This is a genomic window from Streptomyces sp. NPDC005195 (genome assembly GCF_040608315.1).
Lineage (GTDB): Bacteria > Actinomycetota > Actinomycetes > Streptomycetales > Streptomycetaceae > Streptomyces > Streptomyces kaempferi.
The window spans coordinates 1-17,364 of record NZ_JBEXHZ010000049.1 but is presented as its reverse complement, the minus strand read 5'-3'; the positions used below and the strand labels follow the sequence as shown (position 1 = coordinate 17,364).

The window sequence follows — 17,364 nt, the reverse complement described above, 5'->3', positions numbered from 1 at the left end:
TGTCCCCTTGTACGCTGCCCCGGAGCCCGCCCCAGTTCCCTGCGCGGCCACGCAGCGCATCGACAGGAGAGACCCTCGTGCCGAAGTCACGTATCCGCAAGAAGGCCGACTACACGCCGCCCCCGGCGAAGCAGACGACCAACCTCAAGCTCACCAACCGCAGCTGGGTCGCACCGGTCATGCTGGCCATGTTCCTCATCGGCCTCGCCTGGATCGTCGTCTTCTACGTGACCGACGGCTCCTTGCCGGTCGACGCACTGGACAACTGGAACATCGTGGTCGGTTTCGGCTTCATCGCGGCGGGATTCGGCGTCTCCACACAGTGGAAGTAGCCCTCCTCGACCGACGTTCCGGCGGCTCCCGGACAGCTCTCCTCAGGGCTATCCACTGAGTTATCCACAAGCGTTTTCCACAGGTGGAAAAAGAACGACGATCTGTGGATAACTCATCCGGGGTTGACGCCGGTGTGACTGGCCTACCGGGATCCGCAAGTCTGTTCGCCCCCTGTCCGACCTGGGGAAACTCCGGTCAGCGACAGGGGGCACAGCTGTTCCCACACAGCGTGCACAAGATCCGCCACCGTCTGTGGACAACAGCGGTGAGCGAGGTGGCTCAGGTGAGCTGAGCCGTCCTGACCAGCGTCGCGACCACCACGGCGACCAGCACCACCGCGCACACCCCGTACTGGACCAGGGCCCGCCGCTCACGCGGCGCGTGGACCATCGCGTAGCCGACGACGACACCGCCCACGAGACCGCCGATGTGGGCCTGCCAGGAGATGCCGAACGCGGGGGTGAAGGTGAAGATCAGGTTGACCACCAGCAGGCCGATCAACGGGCGCATGTCGTAGTTGAGCCGGCGCATGAGGACCCCGGTCGCGCCGAAGAGGCCGAAGATCGCGCCGGAGGCACCGAGCGACGGCTGGTTCGGGGCGGCGAGCAAGTAGGTGAGCGCGCTGCCGGCGAGCCCCGAGACGAAGTACAGCGCCAGGTAGCGGGCCCGGCCGAGGGCCGCTTCCAGGGGGCCGCCGATCCACCACAGACTGAGCATGTTGAACAGGATGTGGACATAGTTGCCATGCAGGAACATCGACGTCAGCAGCCGGTACCACTGGCCTTCCGCGATGCCCTCGACCGAACCGAGAACCGGGACGTACGCCCGGCCGATGAGGTCGAAGCTGTCGGTGAAGCGGTCGCCCACGGCTTGCTGCACCAGGAAGAGGGCGACGTTGATCCCCATCAGGATCTTGGTGAGGAGCCGGGGGTCCGCGGCCACGGTTCCGCCCGCCAGAGTCCGGGGCTGGGAGGCCGCCGGCGAATGTCCCGTACCGGAGCCGTCCCGGACGCATTCGGGGCACTGGAAGCCCACGGACGCGCTGACCATGCACGCGGGGCAGATCGGGCGTTCGCAGCGACTGCAGCGCACACCGGTCTCCCGGTCCGGGTGCCGGAAGCAGGTCGGCGAGCCCTGGGCATCCTGCGATCCCTGGTCCTTCGGGCCCTGTGGGCTGCCTGGCGCCTGGTCCATGGGGTCCCCTCAATCGGTCGTACGCACTGCACCGCCCCGCCCATCCTTACGGATGAACGGGGCGATTGGTTCCCTGCGGGAGTCCTCGGGGCCCCTGGGCCTCCGGGATCAGCCCTGTCGGGTCTGGACGACGACCGACTCGATGACGACGTCGTTGACCGGACGGTCGGTGCGCGGGTTGGTCTGGGCGCCCGCGATGGCATCCACGACCTTCTGGCTGGCCGGGCCGGCGACCTCGCCGAAGATGGTGTGCTTGCGGGTGAGCCACGCCGTCGGGGAGACGGTGATGAAGAACTGCGAGCCGTTGGTACCCGGGCCCGCGTTGGCCATGGCCAGCAGATACGGCTTGTCGAAGGCGAGGTCGGGGTGGAACTCGTCCTCGAACTGGTAACCCGGGCCACCGGTGCCGTTGCCGAGGGGGTCACCGCCCTGGATCATGAATCCGCTGATCACCCGGTGGAAGACCGTGCCGTCGTAGAGCTTCTCCGTGGACTTCGCACCCGTCTCCGGGTTGACCCACTCCCGCTCACCCGTGGCGAGCTCGACGAAGTTCCGGACCGTCTTGGGCGCGTGGTTCGGCAGGAGCCGGACTTCGATGTCGCCTTGGTTGGTCTTCAGGGTGGCGTAAAGCTGCTCGGCCACGATCTGCCTTCCGTTGCCTTCTTTTGACCCCCCGATCCTCGCACGGCCCGCGCCTCGCGTCGCCCGACCGCCACCTCCGGGGGAACATCCCGTCCTCCCTCTTGCGGAAAACGCGTCGAGTCCTCCCGCGGGCGGCGCCGGGAGCGCCGATCCGTGGCAGGGTCGGCGACAAGGTCCTGTTGCCCCGTATGCCCTATCTCGCATGCCCCGCGGTCGCGCGAGGGGCATGATCTCGAAAAGGGTGGAAAGGTGGACTGTGCCTGTTTGGGGTACTCGAACGCCCAAGTACGCCACCGAGGAGGAGGAAAACCCGTGACCCGCATTGACAGCGTGCGCGCCGCGACCGGCTCGGCGAAGGACAGCGTGCTGCACGCCGCGGAAGTGGTGGCGCCTTACGCCGACACGGCCAAGGACCGGGCCTCGCACTACGCGAACGAGGCACGCGTACGGCTCGCGCCCAAGATGTCGCTGGCCGCAGAGCAGGCCCGCGTGCAGTACGACGCCTATCTCGCACCGCGCCTCGAGCAGGCGCGTACCCATGTGCCGCCGAAGGTCGACCACGCCGCCCACACGGCCGCCGTCCGCACCCGCCTGGCGGCGCTCCAGGCCGCCGACTACACCAAGCCGAGAATCGAGCAGGCCGTGGCCGCGGCCGGGCCGGTACGGGAGGAGGCCGCGGCGCGGGGTGCGGCGGCGCTGGCCGCCCTGCGCGGTCAGGTCTCCCCCAAGGAGATCGAGAGGCTGGTCCGCAAGCACCGGCGGCGGGCGAAGGCCGGCCGTGCCGTCAAGGGACTGGCCGTCCTGGGGCTGATGGCGGGTGGCGCCTACGCCGCCTGGAAGTGGTGGGACAAGCAGGCCAACCCTGACTGGCTGGTCGAGCCTCCTGCCGCCACGGAGGTACCCGAGCCCGGCCATCTGACATCGGTCGACGGCAGCGGCCGGCCCGACCTCGACCCGGAGGTCCAGGCCAAGCAGGCCGAGGAGGAAGCGGCGAAGCGCGACGATCGCCACTGAGTCCTGACGCAAGACACCAACAACGCTGTGGGGCAGGAGACTTGAGGTCTCCTGCCCCACAGCGTTGTTTCACGTGGAACAGGCCGGAACCCTGGCGTCCTCCGCACCGGGGACTACGGCACGGAGGACGGCGGGGAAAGCGGCGGGGAGGACAGCGGGGAAGACGCCCGTTTACGGATTCCGTGGCCGATGACGTTTGCAACGACCGTCCCGCACAACATCCACACAGACTCTCTTCACCGTGCGCATTGCCTCGATTACACGACTCTGCTTGCACCAGTTCACGCACGGCACCGACATCGGAGCCCGGCCTCCCGTGAGGCGCCGCGACCACCCGCGCGACGGCCCCGACGCCCTCGCACGCCCCATTCATTTGCGCAAACAAATGCAACGCCTGCGAATCAGGTCCTGTGACGCAGGTCACCACGTCCGGCCAAAGCGGGGCATACGAAAACCGGCCGGTCGCCGTGAAGGCGTCCGGCCGGTCCGAGGTGTGGAGCCTAGGGGAGTCGAACCCCTGACATCTGCCATGCAAAGACAGCGCTCTACCAACTGAGCTAAGGCCCCTGAAGGGAAGCGTCCGGCCGGCTGATTCGGATACCGACTGGCGCCGGGGACCAGAGTACCGGGTCACCCCCGGTATCTCACAAAAAGATTGGGGGTCCCCGTGGGCGACCACTCTCCGTAAGATGCTCGACGTGGTTCGCGACAGCGAACCACGGTTTTGGGGAAGCGATGGGGAGACGCAATGGACGCCGCACAGCAAGAAGCAACCGCAAGAGCCCAGGAGCTGCAGCGGAACTGGTACGGGGAGCCGCTGGGGACGCTCTTCCGTAGGCTCATAGACGATCTGGGCCTCAACCAGGCGCGTCTTGCCGGAGTACTGGGCCTGTCCGCGCCCATGCTGTCGCAGCTGATGAGCGGTCAGCGTGCCAAGATCGGCAACCCCGCGGTGGTGCAGCGAGTCCAGCTGCTCCAGGACCTGGCGGGGCAGGTGGCGGACGGCAGTGTCAGCGCCGCCGAGGCGACCGAGCGCATGGACGAGATCAAGAAGTCGCAGGGGGGCTCCGTGCTCAACAACACCACGCAGTCGACGAGCAGTTCCGGTGCGCCCACGGTCAAGCGGGTCGTCCGCGAGATCCAGTCACTGCTGCGCTCCGTGGCGGCCGCCGGGGACATCATCGAGGCCGCCGGCACCCTCGCTCCGACCCACCCGGAACTGGCAGAGTTCCTCCGGGTGTACGGCGCCGGCCGCACGTCCGACGCCGTCGCCCACTACCAGTCGCACCAGAACTGAGCCGACGGTCCGGCCGGCCGCACGCCCCGCGCTGGAGGGCTCGCCACGCCGTCCAGCGCCGCGTCCCGGGCCGCCGGGCACCTCGTGGAAGCCGCGGGACCGACTGCCGAAGGGGAGCGACGCACGACCATGGGTGAGGTCTTCGCCGGACGGTACGAGCTGGTCGACCCGATCGGTCACGGGGGAGTCGGTGCCGTATGGCGCGCCTGGGACCGGCGGCGGCGCCGGTACGTGGCCGCCAAGGTGCTCCAGCAGAGCGACGCGCACGCGCTGCTGCGCTTCGTACGGGAGCAGGCGCTGCGGATCGATCACCCTCATGTCCTGGCGCCCGCCAGCTGGGCCGCCGACGACGACAAGGTCCTGTTCACCATGGACCTGGTCGCGGGGGGATCCCTGGTCCATCTGGTCAACGACTACGGCCCGCTGCCTCCCGCCTTCGTCTGCACCCTGCTCGACCAGCTCCTGGCGGGGCTCGCCGCGGTACACACCGAGGGGGTCCTGCACCGTGACATCAAGCCCGCCAACATCCTGCTCGAAGCGACGGGGACGGCCCGGCCGCGGCTGCGGCTGTCCGACTTCGGCATCGCGATGCGGCTGGGCGAAGCAAGGCTGACCGAGACCAACTACGTGGTGGGAACGCCCGGTTACTTCGCGCCCGAGCAGATGATGGGAGCCGAGCCGGACTTCCCCGCCGATCTGTTCGCCGTGGGTCTGGTCGCCCTGTACCTGCTGGAGGGGGCCAAGCCGGACGCCAAGGCGCTGATCGAGTACTTCGCGGAGAACGGCACACCACCCGCGCCCCAGGGCATACCCGAGCCGCTGTGGCAGGTCGTGGCCACGCTGCTGCAGCCCGACCCGCAGGCCCGGTTCCGCACGGCGACGGGGGCGCGCAAGGCGCTGGCCTCGGCCGCCGAACTGCTGCCCGAACCCGGCCCCGACGACGAGTTGGTCGAGGTCTTCGACCAAGTCGGCCCGCTCCCCCCGGGGTTCGGCCCCACGGGACCGGCCGGGACAGCACCCCGGACCGCCACCGAGCACACGGCTTCCCAGCCCGGTCCCCTCCCCGGCCATGCTCCCGACCAGAAGCCTGATTCCGGCCAAGTTCCCCTTCCCGACCGAAGTCTCCCCTCCGGCCGGAGCCCCGCTCACGGCCAAGGCGCCGTTCCCGACACCGGCGACGTACGCCCCGAGTCCCCTCCCGGTGACGTGGCGCCGCACCACGCCCCGGACCCCGCGTCCCCGAGGCCGTCCACCATGTCGGACACCGGGAGCTTCCACCTGCCGCCGCCCCGGGCAACCGGCCCCCAGGCACCGCCACAGCCCCCGTCCGGGCCACCACCGCAGCCCCAACACCAGCCCCCCGCCCACGACTTCCCGGGGCAAAAGCCCCAGCCGCAACCCCAGCACGCCTGGCACGAGACTCAGCGGCATCCCGTCCCGGGCCACCCGTGGCGCCCGCCCGAGCAGCCGCCCACTCCCCCCACCGCGGTCAACGTGCCGAGCACGGCGCCTGTGTTCGCGCGGCCCTTCGACCTCCCGTCCGCGCCGGCGCCCGTCCCGCCGCGCCCCGCGGATCCGACCGTCGTGGTGCAACAGCACGCGCCCGGTTCCGCGGGTTCCCACCGGGCCGTGTCCCGGCGGGCGGCCCGCCCCGGACCACCCGGGCGGGTGGCCGTGCCGCTCCTGTTCCTCGCGCTGGCCTGCTTCGCGGTGGGTTTCTGGGCGCTGACGCGGCTCTGACCCCGGTCGGCCGCTCCCGCGTCGTGCTACCGGCCCCGCGGTGCCTCAGGGTCCCAGGGCAGGGCGGGGGAAGCCGCGGACGAAGCCGGCGCGGTCGTGTCCCCGGCGGTCGCCCACCCCTTCGCCCGCCGCCGTGCGACCGCCGTCCACACCGCGAGCACCAGCAACAGGGCGGTCCCCGTGCCGAGGCCGCCCGCGGCGACCACCTTCATGTGCGGGTCGGTGCCACTGCCGGAGCCCGCCGCGCGGTCCCCGGCGGCCGCCGTCCCGCCGGAGGCCTCCGCCGGGGCACCGGCCGCGGCGTCGAACACGTCCCGGGGATTCGCCCGCCCCGCGTACGGCGGCCCCGCCTGGGCGGCGCCCTCCACCCGTACGCGCAGCGTGAGCCCGAACGGCCCGTCGCCGAACTTGTCGGCGACCTGCGCGGCGAGGTGCACGGCCAGGTAGTACGAACCCGCGAACCGCATACCGCCGGCCCGGTCGTTGAGGGCGTAGCGGTTGTCGTACGCGACGGGCGGCAGCGGATCGAGTACCGCGGCTCGCTGGCTGCCGTCGTATCCGCAGCCCACGTCGTCGACGAACCCGCGGACGGGGTTGTAGAGGGACACGACCAGGGCGGTACCCAGGAACCCGTCACCACCGGTCGAGCTGCCGAGCTCCGCGCCGGCGTAGAACTGCTGCCCCCAGTCGACCGGCACCTTGTAGAAGAGCGTCTGCCCGGGTCTGATCCCGTCCTTCCAGACGCCCTTTCCGAGGGCGGCGGCCGTCGCGAACCCCGCGCCGCCCGCCCGGGTCCGGGCGTCCGACTGAAGGGCTTCGGGCGGGGCTGAGTTCCACACCTCGGGGGCCTTCGTCGAACCGGCCTTCTTCAGGCCGGGTTCCGACACATAGGCGAGTTCGAGATCCCAGTCGCCGGGGGAGAGGGACGCGGACGCCGGCGAACCGCCCGTGTCGACGCGCTCGACGACCATGTAGTACGTCCCCGCCGTCTGGCAGGAGTACTTGGTGGGGCCGATCTCGCGGGACGCCCAGGCGGCGATCGGACGCGGACTCTCGGAGGCGCCGAAGTGGGCGGCCGCGGAGGAGGAGCAGCGTCGGCTGTTGTCGTCCTGGACGGAGACCTTGACGCCGTCCGCGTAGGAGACCGCGGTGCCCGGCCTGGGAACGGCGGTGGCGGAGACGTACGCGTCGGACCTGGCGTCGAGTGCGAGGCGGTAGTAGAGCTTGCCGCCCTCGCCGAGAGAACTCCGGTACGTCCTTCCGGGCTCCAGCCGTGCGGCGTTCGTGGTGCTCGCGGTGCCTTCGACCGTCGTGTCGTCCTCGGCGTAGGCGTACGGCTTCGGTGTGCCGGACTCCGTCACGGGAGAGGCCGCCGAGGCCCTCCCTGTGAGCGCGGCCGTCGCGCACAGCGCCGCTCCCAGGGCCAGGGCTCCGAGCGCCCGCCCGTACCGTGACGGCGCTCCCCGTCCCACCGTGCGCCGCCCCATCACGCGCCACCCCTCGTCGTCTCCCCGGACCATGGCCATCCTGCCGCGCCGGCCTCTGGTTCGCCCTTGCTATCGCACAAGCGGCCGAAACCGCCTGTCCGGGAAGCAAGGACCTTCACTTATGCAATTGATTCATGTGCGGAAGTGAATGGTGGGCGGATGGCCCGGGAAACACAAAACCCCGACCGCGAGGCGGCCGGGGTCTGTTCTGAGACTGGTGTCGGTACTCACGAACCCGTGGGTACGGAGTCAGTCGCCTCCGTCCACAGATCCTGCTCGGCGCGATCCGCCTGGATCTGGCGGTACACGAGGAGCCCGCCGATGGCGGCCAGTGCGACCAGGAGAAGCTTCTTCACCGTGCGACCTCGTCTTTCTTGACGTAGGGGACCTCTGGCGCCCGACTATACACACCGACCGATATCGATCGGTGACCTGTATCTGCCCCCAACTCCCGTCCGGTGGAGAGCAGTAGGGCAGGGCGTGACCGCACCGATCTCACGGTGATCACACCTCACACACGGTGACCCTTCTCTGCACTTTCGCGGTTTTTATGGGCTTTGGAGACCTCTTAAGCCCATACGGGTGGTGTTCATCAGAACATCGACGCGCCATGGGCGTCGGTCCCCCACTTCGCGGCCCGCTTACACATCATGAGGAAAGTACGCAAATCGCCTGACCCGAAAGTGAGGGGCCATGACCCAGAACAAGGTCATGAAGCTGTGGACCGTCATCGTGACCGCCTTCCTGGCGCTCTGCACGACGCTCGGATTCATCACGACCACCGCGGCCGCGGCCGTACCGCAGACCGGAGCGGCGCACAACAGCGCGGCCCCCGTGACGGTGCCGGCGCCGGCACTGGCCCCGTGGACAGCGTCCTACAGTCGGGCCCTGCCCCCCACGATGAAACAACGTATCCACGCCGAGGCTCACGGCTCCTCACCGAGTTGCCGGCACCGCCCGCGGGCCGATGCCGAAGCGAGCGGCCTCACCGCCCTGTGCGCGCCCGATGCCACGACCGACCGCGATACGTCCCTCCAGCACGGCGAGGCGCCGCTCCAGCGCTGACGCGCACCGCACCACCTCACCGACCCTGCCCCTCCTGCCCGACGTAGCGGCGAACTTGCGTACACCGCCACACCCGGAACCGAAGGCCCGGCACCTCGAAAGAGCTGCCGGGCTTTCTCACGCGCGGACGCCGGTCAGGAATCCCTGCTCGGCGGTTCTCACTGACGCCGTTGGCTGAGGACACAGAACTCGTTGCCTTCGGGGTCCGCCAGAACCACCCACGACTGGTCACCCTGGCCGATGTCGACACGCTGGGCGCCGTGAGCCTCAAGACGAGCCACCTCGGCGTCCTGGTCATCAGGCCTGAAGTCGAGATGCAGCCGGCTCTTGACCTTCTTGCCCTCATCGAGCCGGACGAAGTCCAGCCCCGGCAGGCGATCCGGCGCCGGGCGGATCTCGAACTCCTCGTCGGAGGAGTGGACGACGACCCAGCCGAGAGCCGTCGCCCACCACTGTCCCAAGGCCACCGGATCCGCCGAGTGAACGATTACCTGTTCCCATTCCAAGGTCATCCGCCGAGCGTAGGCCCACCGACGCTTCGAAAAAAGGCGCTTGAGGCGCTCGGAGGAAGGAAAGCCTCGCGGCGGCCGACCGGCCGGCGGCTGGTGTCCGCCGTAGATGTCAAAAACCCCCGGTCCTTGTGGACCGGGGGTCTTCGTCATGGTGGGGCTAACAGGATTTGAACCTGTGGCCTCATCCTTATCAGGGATGCGCTCTAACCAACTGAGCTATAGCCCCGCCGCGCTTTGCGGTGTGTGTCCCGCGCGCTGACCTCTGAAGATTAGCGCACGACGCGGCCAGTCCCAAAATCGGTATCCCGGGCCCCTGGCGGAGGCTCGCGGGACGCCGCTATTCGTCCTCGGCGAGGGTCAGCTCAATGCCGCCCACGAAGCCCGCGGAGAGGTTGTAGATGAAGGATCCGAGCGTCGCGAGCGCCGTGGCGAGCACGACGTCGATGACCGCGATGATCGACGTGAACAACAGGACGTTCGGCAGGGAGAGGAACGACTGCAGGTCGAAACCGTTCGACTCGTTCGACCCCGTCGCCTCGGAGATCGTGCCGCCGACCGTCGAGAAGACACCCATGGCGTCCATGACCATCCACAGCACCGCCGACGCCACGATCGTGCAGATGCCGAGCGCGATGGAGAGCAGGAAGCTGACCTTCATCACGGACCACGGGTCGGTCTTCGCCACCCGCAGCCGCGCCTTGCGGGTACGCGGCGCGGTGCGCGCCCCGGTCCGCGGCCGGCGCACGGCGCCGGACTGCGTCTGCGCCGCGTACGCCTGCGGCGGGTGATACGGCTGCGAGGGCTGCTGCGGCTGCCGCTCCCCCGGCAGCGCGGAGGCGGCCGCGCCGGAGCCCGCGGGAGCGGTCGGCGCGCCCGGCGCCGCCTTGGTCGTGGCAGGACCGGCCGCGGCCGGTCCGCCCGGCGCCGCGGGGCCCGCTCCGGCCGTGTACTGCTGGCCCTGCGGACCTCGGGTGTCCGTCACAGTTCCCCCCTGGGATCCATGAGAGTCATGGGAGTCGGTCGCCTCCGTGGCGGGGCCACGGCCGCCGTCCGTATCCGTACCGGTCGATCCGGCGCCCGTGGCTCCGCTCACGATGACTCGCTCCTCGCGCTACTCGGACGAGGACTGCTCGTCCTCGTCCGTACCGACGGCTTCGATGCCTTCGGCGGTCTCGTCCTCGGCACCCTCGCCGTCGACTTCCTCGGCCTCGCGGCCGGCCTCGGCGTTACGTGCGATGCCGACCACGGCATCGCGCTTGCCCAGGTTGATCAGTTGGACGCCCATGGTGTCACGGCCCGTCTCCCTGACCTCGTTGACTCGCGTACGAATCACACCGCCGGACAGGGTGATGGCGAGGATCTCGTCGGTCTCCTCGACCACCAGCGCGCCGACGAGAGAACCACGGTCCTCGACGATCTTGGCGGCCTTGATACCGAGGCCGCCGCGACCCTGGACGCGGTACTCGTCGACGGCGGTCCGCTTCGCGTACCCACCGTCTGTGGCAGTGAACACGAACGTACCGGGTCGAACAACATTCATCGAGAGCAGTTGGTCCCCCTCGCGGAAACTCATGCCCTTGACGCCCGAGGTGGCACGGCCCATCGGTCGCAACGCGTCGTCCGTTGCGGTGAACCTGATCGATTGGGCCTTCTTGCTGATCAGAAGCAGATCATCCTCGGCCGAGACGAGTTCGGCTCCGATCAGTTCGTCATCGGATCCGTCCTCCGTCTCCCGGAGATTGATGGCGATGACACCGCCCGAGCGCGGAGAATCGTAATCCTTCAGTGGCGTCTTCTTCACCAGGCCGCCCTTGGTGGCCAGGACCAGGTAGGGCGCCGCCTCGTAGTCGCGGATCGCGAGGATCTCGGCGATCGCCTCGTCCGGCTGGAAGGCCAGCAGGTTAGCGACGTGCTGCCCGCGGGCGTCCCGGCCGGCGTCCGGGAGCTCGTACGCCTTCGCCCGGTAGACACGGCCCTTGTTCGTGAAGAACAGCAGCCAGTGGTGCGTCGTCGAGACGAAGAAGTGGTCGACGATGTCGTCCTGCTTCAGCTTCGCGCCGCGTACGCCCTTGCCGCCCCGCTTCTGCGACCGGTAGTCCTCGGTCTTGGTGCGCTTGATGTAGCCGCCCCGGGTGATGGTGACGACGATGTCCTCTTCGGCGATCAGGTCCTCCATGGACATGTCGCCGTCGAAGGGCACCAGCTTGGAGCGGCGGTCCTCACCGAACTTCTCGACGATCGCCGCGAGTTCCTCGCTGATGATGCCGCGCTGACGCACCGGCGAGGCGAGGATCGCGTTGTACTCGGTGATCTTCGCCTGGAGGTCGTCGTGCTCCTGGACGATCTTCTGACGCTCCAGGGCGGCCAGTCGGCGCAGCTGCATCTCGAGGATGGCGTTCGCCTGGATCTCGTCGATCTCCAGGAGGGCCATGAGGCCCTCTCGGGCGATCTCGACGGTGTCGCTGCGCCGGATCAGCGCGATGACCTCGTCGATGGCGTCCAGGGCCTTCAGGAGGCCGCGCAGGATGTGCGCGCGCTCCTCGGCCTTGCGCAGCCGGAACTTCGTCCGGCGGACGATGACCTCGATCTGGTGCGTCACCCAGTGCCGGATGAACGCGTCGAGCGACAGCGTGCGCGGGACGCCGTCGACCAGCGCCAGCATGTTGGCGCCGAAGTTCGACTGCAGATCGGTGTGCTTGTAGAGGTTGTTCAGGACGACCTTGGCGACCGCGTCCCTCTTCAGCACGATCACGAGCCGCTGGCCCGTGCGCGAACTGGTCTCGTCACGGACGTCCGCGATACCGCCGACCTTGCCGTCCTTCACCAGGTCGGCGATCTTCTGGGCGAGGTTGTCGGGGTTGGTCTGGTACGGGAGCTCGGTGACCACCAGGCACTGGCGGTTCTGGATCTCCTCGACCTCGACGACCGCTCGCATCGTGACGGAGCCACGGCCCGTGCGGTACGCCTCCTCGATGCCCTTGCGGCCCACCACAAGGGCGCCGGTCGGGAAATCGGGGCCCTTGATGCGCTCGATCAGGGCGTCGAGCAGCTCCTCGTGGCTCGCCTCGGGGTTCTCGAGGTACCACTGGGCGCCGGCCGCGACCTCGCGGAGGTTGTGCGGCGGGATGTTGGTGGCCATGCCGACCGCGATGCCCGCCGAGCCGTTGATCAGCAGGTTCGGGAACCGGGCCGGCAGAACCGTCGGTTCCTGGTTGCGGCCGTCGTAGTTGTCCGTGAAGTCGACGGTCTCCTCGTCGATGTCACGGACCATCTCCATGGACAGCGGCGCCATCTTGCACTCGGTGTAGCGCATGGCGGCCGCAGGGTCGTTGCCCGGAGAGCCGAAGTTGCCGTTGGAGTCCACCAGCGGCATCCGCATCGACCACGGCTGCGCGAGACGGACCAGCGCGTCGTAGATCGAGGAGTCGCCGTGCGGGTGGTAGGTGCCCATGACGTCACCGACGACACGGGCACACTTGTAGAAGCCCTTCTCGGGCCGGTAGCCGCCGTCGTACATCGCGTACAGGACGCGGCGGTGGACGGGCTTGAGACCGTCGCGTACGTCGGGCAGCGCGCGGGACACGATGACGGACATCGCGTAGTCGAGGTACGAGCGCTGCATCTCCGTCTCGAGCCCGACGGGCTCCACACGGAGGACGATCTCGCCGCCTTCTTCAGGCGTACCAGGAGTGTTCTCGTCGGCCATTGCTGGTGAAGATCCTTTCTGCTGCGGTCAGCTGAGACCGACTCAGATGTCGAGGAACCGGACGTCCTTGGCGTTGCGCTGGATGAAGGCGCGGCGCGCCTCGACGTCCTCGCCCATCAGAACCGAGAACAGGTCGTCGGCCTGGGCGGCGTCGTCCAGTGTGACCTGGCCGAGAACGCGGTGCTCCTGGTCCATGGTCGTGATGCGCAGCTCCTCGGCGTTCATCTCGCCGAGGCCCTTGAAGCGCTGGATCGAGTCCTCCCGGACACGCTTGCCCGCCTGCCGGCCGAGCTCGGTCAGCGCGTCGCGCTCACGGTCGGAGTACGCGTACTCGAAGTCGTCCCGGCCCCACTTGATCTTGTAGAGCGGGGGGCGCGACAGGAACACGTGCCCGGCCTCGACCAGGGGCCGCAGGAAGCGGAACAGGAAGGTCAGCAGCAGGGTGTTGATGTGCTGGCCGTCGACGTCGGCGTCCGCCATCAGGATGATCTTGTGATAGCGGAGCTTCCCGATGTCGAAGTCCTCGTGGACTCCGGTACCGAAGGCCGAGATCAGCGCCTGGATCTCCTGGTTCTGCAGGATCTTGTCGATCCGCGCCTTCTCGACGTTGAGGATCTTTCCCCGGATCGGGAGGATCGCCTGGTACTGCGGGTTGCGGCCGGACTTGGCGGAGCCGCCGGCGGAGTCGCCCTCGACGATGAAGATCTCGCACTTGGTGGGATCGTTCGACTGGCAGTCGGAGAGCTTGCCCGGCAGGGACGCCGTCTCCAGGAGACCCTTGCGGCGGGTCAGGTCACGGGCCTTGCGGGCCGCCACGCGCGCGGTGGCCGCCTGGATGGACTTGCGGATGATGTCCGCGGCCTCGTTCGGATTGCGGTCCAGCCAGTCCGTGAGGTGCTCGTGCACGACCTTCTGGACGAAGGTCTTCGCCTCGGTGTTGCCCAGCTTGGTCTTGGTCTGACCCTCGAACTGGGGCTCGCCGAGCTTGACCGAGATGATCGCGGTCAGACCCTCGCGGATGTCGTCGCCCGTGAGGTTGTCGTCCTTCTCGCGCAGCAGCTTCTTGTCGCGCGCGTACCGGTTGATGAGACCGGTGAGCGCCGCACGGAAGCCCTCCTCGTGCGTACCGCCCTCGTGCGTGTGGATGGTGTTGGCGAAGGAGTACACGCCCTCGCTGTAACCGGTGTTCCACTGCATCGCGACCTCGAGGGAGAGCATGCGCTCCTTGTCCTCGGCGTTGATGTCGATCACGGTCTCGTGGACGACGTCTCCCTTGCGGGAGTTCAGGTACTTCACGAAGTCGACGATGCCGCCCTCGTAGTGGTACGTGACCGTCTTGACCTCGGCCTTCTCGTCCGCTCCGGCCTCGTCGGCGCCCGCCGTGGCCTTCGCGGACTCGCGCTCATCAGTGAGTTTGATCGTCAAACCCTTGTTGAGGAACGCCATCTCCTGGAAGCGCCGCGAGAGCGTCTCGAAGGAGTACTCCGTGGTCTCGAAGACGTCCGGATCGGCCCAGAAGGTGACCGTCGTACCGGACTCGTCCGTCTCCTCGTGGCGCGCCAGCGGGGCCGTGGGGACGCCCAGCTTGTAGTCCTGCGTCCAGCGGTGGCCGTCGCGCCTGACCTCGACCGAGACCCTGCTGGACAGCGCGTTCACGACGGACACACCGACACCGTGCAGACCGCCGGAGACGGCGTACCCGCCGCCGCCGAACTTGCCGCCCGCGTGCAGCACGGTCAGCACGACCTCGATGGCCGGCTTGTTCTCGGACGGAACGATGTCCACCGGGATGCCGCGGCCGTTGTCGATCACGCGCACCCCACCGTCGGGCAGGATCGTGACGTCGATCGTGTCCGCGTGGCCGGCCAGCGCCTCGTCGACGGAGTTGTCGACCACCTCGTACACGAGGTGGTGAAGTCCGCGCTCACCGGTCGAGCCGATGTACATGCCGGGTCGCTTGCGGACCGCGTCCAGACCCTCGAGGACGGTGATGGCACTGGCGTCGTACGAGGCCGTGACCTCGCCGTTCGAGGCGGTGGCCCCGGCGACGGCGCCTGCGTCGGTGGACGGGATGTTCTCGTTGGGGTTGCCGGAATCGGCCACGAAGCGCCCTTTCTGGCACAGCACAAACCAGGCTCGTCGGCGGGTTGCCGGAGCGGCTGCGGCACGTTGCGTTGGTAAGCCTTGATCAGCGTTGCTCAGCTTCTCCCGGACGGTCCCCACAAGTGGGGCGGGATTAGCTCCCAGTCTACCGGTAGCGCCGACAGTGATGGGGGTTTGCCGGTACCTGAGTCCGCATGTGCCGCCCTGAACCCGCCTCTCCCGACTCCCCATATGCGGCCCCGGCCCCAAGGAGGCTCACAGAGGCACTCAGCGCTTCCGGGTGTCAACCCTTCGCTACTGCGGAGTCAGGTCGGTGTTCGCAACCGCGTGCGATTGCCCGTGCCCACCCAGGGGCGCCCGCGGCCGGCGGCCGGTTCCCGCGGGCTCCGGTCACCCGTAGGTGTCGCCCGGACCCGTACTCCCGGGGGCACGAAGCGGCCCGAACCGGCGCGGGGGACCCCCCGGGCCCTGCACCTTGATCAGCCTCACCGTGCCGTGCCCGAGGTCCTGGTTCAGCCGCGCGACCAGCTGCGGGGCGAGCAACCGCAGTTGGGTGGCCCAGGCGGTCGAGTCGCACTGCACGGTCAGCACCCGCTCGGCCGGGTCGTCGTCGTACCGCAGCGGGGCGCAGTGCCTGGCGAGGTCGTCTCCGACGATCTGCGGCCAGCGGCCCATCACCCCGCCCACCGCGGCCGGCGTCTCCCAGCCGCGCTCGGTCAGCAGCCGGTTGATCGCGGCACCCAGCGCCATCGGATCGCGGCCGTCGGCGCGCGCGCCGGAGCGCAGACCGCCGCGGCGCGCCTGCTTCTTCTGCTGCGCAGCGTCCCCGCGCGCGCGGGCCTGTTCCTTCGCGGCGCGCAGCGCCACGCGCGCGAGGTCGACGCCGGACGGCTCGGGGGTCTTCCCGGCGGCTTCACCAGGCGGCGCGGACGGCCCCGGAATCCTTGGTGTGTTCTCCGTCATACCCGCTCCACCGTGCCCTCCGAGACGACGTAGCGCGTCCCCGCCAGGACGGCCGGCACGTCGTCGTCGACCGCCGCCGTCACGAGGACCTGCTCGCCGGGAGCCACGAGTTCCGCGAGACGTTCCCTGCGGCGGCTGTCCAGCTCGGCGAAGACGTCGTCGAGGACCAGGACCGGCTCGTTGCCCTCGGCCCTCAGGAGGTCGTACGAGGCCAGTCGCAGCGCCAGCGCGTACGACCAGGACTCCCCGTGCGACGCGTATCCCTTCGCGGGCAGCTCGCCCAGCTTGAGCAGCAGCTCGTCCCGGTGCGGGCCCACCAGGGTGACCCCCCGCTCGATCTCCGCCTTGCGGGACTCCTCGAGGGCCGCCATCAGCTGCTCGTACAGCTCCTCGCGGGTGTGTCCGGTGAGGACGGCCGAGGAGGGTTTGTACTCCAGGGCGACGGGGCCTCCGCCGGGCGCCAGCTGTTCGTAGGCCTTGTCGGCCAGCGGCTGGACCGCCGCGACCAGGTCGAGGCGCTGGGCGAGCAGTTCGGCGCCCACCCGCGCGAGGTGCTGGTCCCAGACGTCGAGCGTGGAGAGGTCCATGGTGCGGCCGCCGTGCCGGCGCGCCAGGGCGGCCGACTTGAGGAGGGTGTTGCGCTGCTTGAGGACCCGGTCGTAGTCGGAGCGGACGGCCGCCATCCGCGGGGAGCGGGCGGTGATCAGTTCGTCGAGGAAGCGGCGCCGCTCACCGGGGTCGCCCTTGACCAGCGCGAGGTCCTCGGGTGCGAACAGCACCGTCCGTACGATGCCGAGCACGTCACGGGGCCTGACCTGCGAGGACCTGTTGACGCGCGCGCGGTTGGCCCGGCCGGGGTTCAGCTCCAGCTCGATGAGCTGCTGACGCTCGCCCTGTCTGACGTTGGCACGGATGACCGCCCGCTCGGCGCCCATCCGCACCAGGGGCGCGTCCGAGGAGACCCGGTGGCTGCCGAGACTCGCGAGATAGCCGACCGCCTCGACCAGGTTCGTCTTGCCCTGTCCGTTGGGGCCCACGAACGCGGTGACGCCCGGGTCGAGCGGGACCTCGACCCGGGCGTAGGAGCGGAAGTCCGCCAGCGACAGATGCGTGACGTGCATGGTCGTTCGCCGACCTCCCCCGGGGACTCGGATCACTGGCCCTCAGGCCCGCGGATCTGTGGATACGGACGTGGATCTGTGGATTACTTCTGCTCGACGGCGTGGCCGCCGAACTGGTTGCGCAGTGCCGCGACCATCTTCATCTGCGGCGAGTCGTCCTGGCGGGAGGCGAAGCGGGCGAACAGCG

General features: G+C 69.2%; 15 protein-coding genes, 2 tRNA genes and 1 pseudogene. 5 read left to right on the top strand and 13 right to left on the bottom strand.

All coding sequences use genetic code 11. The features are described from left to right. The first annotated feature begins 77 nt into the window (after window positions 1-77). Window positions 78-332, top strand: a complete 255-nt coding sequence (gene crgA / locus ABZV34_RS30780; protein ID WP_356283762.1) for a cell division protein CrgA — start codon at window positions 78-80, stop codon at window positions 330-332. A 280-nt stretch (window positions 333-612) separates the two neighbouring features. Here crgA and ABZV34_RS30775 read toward each other — a convergent pair whose 3' ends face one another. Next, window positions 613-1,527 (bottom strand): rhomboid family intramembrane serine protease, encoded by a 915-nt coding sequence (locus ABZV34_RS30775; protein WP_356283759.1) that lies wholly within the window; start codon window positions 1,525-1,527, stop codon window positions 613-615. Between the two features lie 108 nt (window positions 1,528-1,635). After that, the gene (locus ABZV34_RS30770) at window positions 1,636-2,169 is read right to left on the bottom strand and encodes a peptidylprolyl isomerase (protein ID WP_356283756.1); all 534 of its coding nucleotides are present in this window, start codon (window positions 2,167-2,169) and stop codon (window positions 1,636-1,638) included. A 312-nt stretch (window positions 2,170-2,481) separates the two neighbouring features. On the opposite strand from ABZV34_RS30770, the gene ABZV34_RS30765 reads away from it, so the two are divergent. Then, window positions 2,482-3,183 carry a DUF5324 family protein gene (locus tag ABZV34_RS30765; RefSeq protein ID WP_356283753.1) on the top strand — a complete coding sequence of 234 codons (702 nt, stop codon included), beginning with the start codon at window positions 2,482-2,484 and terminating at the stop codon, window positions 3,181-3,183. 494 nt (window positions 3,184-3,677) lie between these two features. Here ABZV34_RS30765 and ABZV34_RS30760 read toward each other — a convergent pair. Further along, a tRNA-Ala gene (locus ABZV34_RS30760) sits at window positions 3,678-3,750 on the bottom strand. Between the two features lie 181 nt (window positions 3,751-3,931). On the opposite strand from ABZV34_RS30760, the gene ABZV34_RS30755 reads away from it, so the two are divergent. Beyond that, window positions 3,932-4,480 carry a DNA-binding protein gene (locus ABZV34_RS30755; protein WP_168529064.1) on the top strand — a complete coding sequence of 183 codons (549 nt, stop codon included), beginning with the start codon at window positions 3,932-3,934 and terminating at the stop codon, window positions 4,478-4,480. Between the two features lie 129 nt (window positions 4,481-4,609). After that, the gene (locus ABZV34_RS30750) at window positions 4,610-6,220 is read left to right on the top strand and encodes a protein kinase (protein WP_356283750.1); all 1,611 of its coding nucleotides are present in this window, start codon (window positions 4,610-4,612) and stop codon (window positions 6,218-6,220) included. Window positions 6,221-6,246: 26 nt separating this feature from the next. On the opposite strand, the gene ABZV34_RS30745 is transcribed toward ABZV34_RS30750, so the two are convergent. Beyond that, the gene (locus tag ABZV34_RS30745; RefSeq protein WP_356283748.1) at window positions 6,247-7,740 is read right to left on the bottom strand and encodes a hypothetical protein; all 1,494 of its coding nucleotides are present in this window, start codon (window positions 7,738-7,740) and stop codon (window positions 6,247-6,249) included. A 194-nt stretch (window positions 7,741-7,934) separates the two neighbouring features. Next, window positions 7,935-8,063 (bottom strand): DLW-39 family protein, encoded by a 129-nt coding sequence (locus ABZV34_RS30740; RefSeq protein ID WP_003999697.1) that lies wholly within the window; start codon window positions 8,061-8,063, stop codon window positions 7,935-7,937. 337 nt (window positions 8,064-8,400) lie between these two features. Here ABZV34_RS30740 and ABZV34_RS30735 point away from each other — a divergent pair, with 337 nt between their 5' ends. After that, window positions 8,401-8,772 carry a DUF6344 domain-containing protein gene (locus ABZV34_RS30735; protein WP_356283745.1) on the top strand — a complete coding sequence of 124 codons (372 nt, stop codon included), beginning with the start codon at window positions 8,401-8,403 and terminating at the stop codon, window positions 8,770-8,772. 158 nt (window positions 8,773-8,930) lie between these two features. Here ABZV34_RS30735 and ABZV34_RS30730 read toward each other — a convergent pair whose 3' ends face one another. The 8 genes and pseudogenes from ABZV34_RS30730 to ABZV34_RS30695 form a co-directional block, all read right to left on the bottom strand. Continuing rightward, window positions 8,931-9,284 carry a VOC family protein gene (locus ABZV34_RS30730; protein ID WP_356283809.1) on the bottom strand — a complete coding sequence of 118 codons (354 nt, stop codon included), beginning with the start codon at window positions 9,282-9,284 and terminating at the stop codon, window positions 8,931-8,933. Between the two features lie 149 nt (window positions 9,285-9,433). Further along, window positions 9,434-9,510 (bottom strand) — tRNA-Ile (locus ABZV34_RS30725). A gap of 111 nt (window positions 9,511-9,621) precedes the next feature. Beyond that, window positions 9,622-10,377 (bottom strand): DUF3566 domain-containing protein, encoded by a 756-nt coding sequence (locus ABZV34_RS30720; RefSeq protein ID WP_356283743.1) that lies wholly within the window; start codon window positions 10,375-10,377, stop codon window positions 9,622-9,624. An 18-nt stretch (window positions 10,378-10,395) separates the two neighbouring features. After that, on the bottom strand, window positions 10,396-12,990 hold the full coding sequence (gene gyrA, locus ABZV34_RS30715; protein WP_356283740.1) for a DNA gyrase subunit A: 2,595 nt from the start codon (window positions 12,988-12,990) through the stop codon (window positions 10,396-10,398). A 42-nt stretch (window positions 12,991-13,032) separates the two neighbouring features. Continuing rightward, on the bottom strand, window positions 13,033-15,117 hold the full coding sequence (gyrB, locus tag ABZV34_RS30710; RefSeq protein ID WP_356283737.1) for a DNA topoisomerase (ATP-hydrolyzing) subunit B: 2,085 nt from the start codon (window positions 15,115-15,117) through the stop codon (window positions 13,033-13,035). A 366-nt stretch (window positions 15,118-15,483) separates the two neighbouring features. Further along, window positions 15,484-16,056: a DciA family protein gene (locus ABZV34_RS30705; protein ID WP_356283734.1), complete on the bottom strand. Its 573-nt coding sequence runs from the start codon at window positions 16,054-16,056 to the stop codon at window positions 15,484-15,486. Further along, window positions 16,053-17,177, bottom strand: coding sequence for a DNA replication/repair protein RecF (gene recF / locus ABZV34_RS30700; protein WP_356283731.1), 1,125 nt, complete (start codon window positions 17,175-17,177; stop codon window positions 16,053-16,055). The genes ABZV34_RS30705 and recF overlap by 4 nt, the downstream gene beginning before the upstream one ends. A gap of 83 nt (window positions 17,178-17,260) precedes the next feature. Further along, window positions 17,261-17,364 (bottom strand): annotated as a pseudogene (locus tag ABZV34_RS30695) (6-phosphogluconate dehydrogenase); the annotation flags it as partial.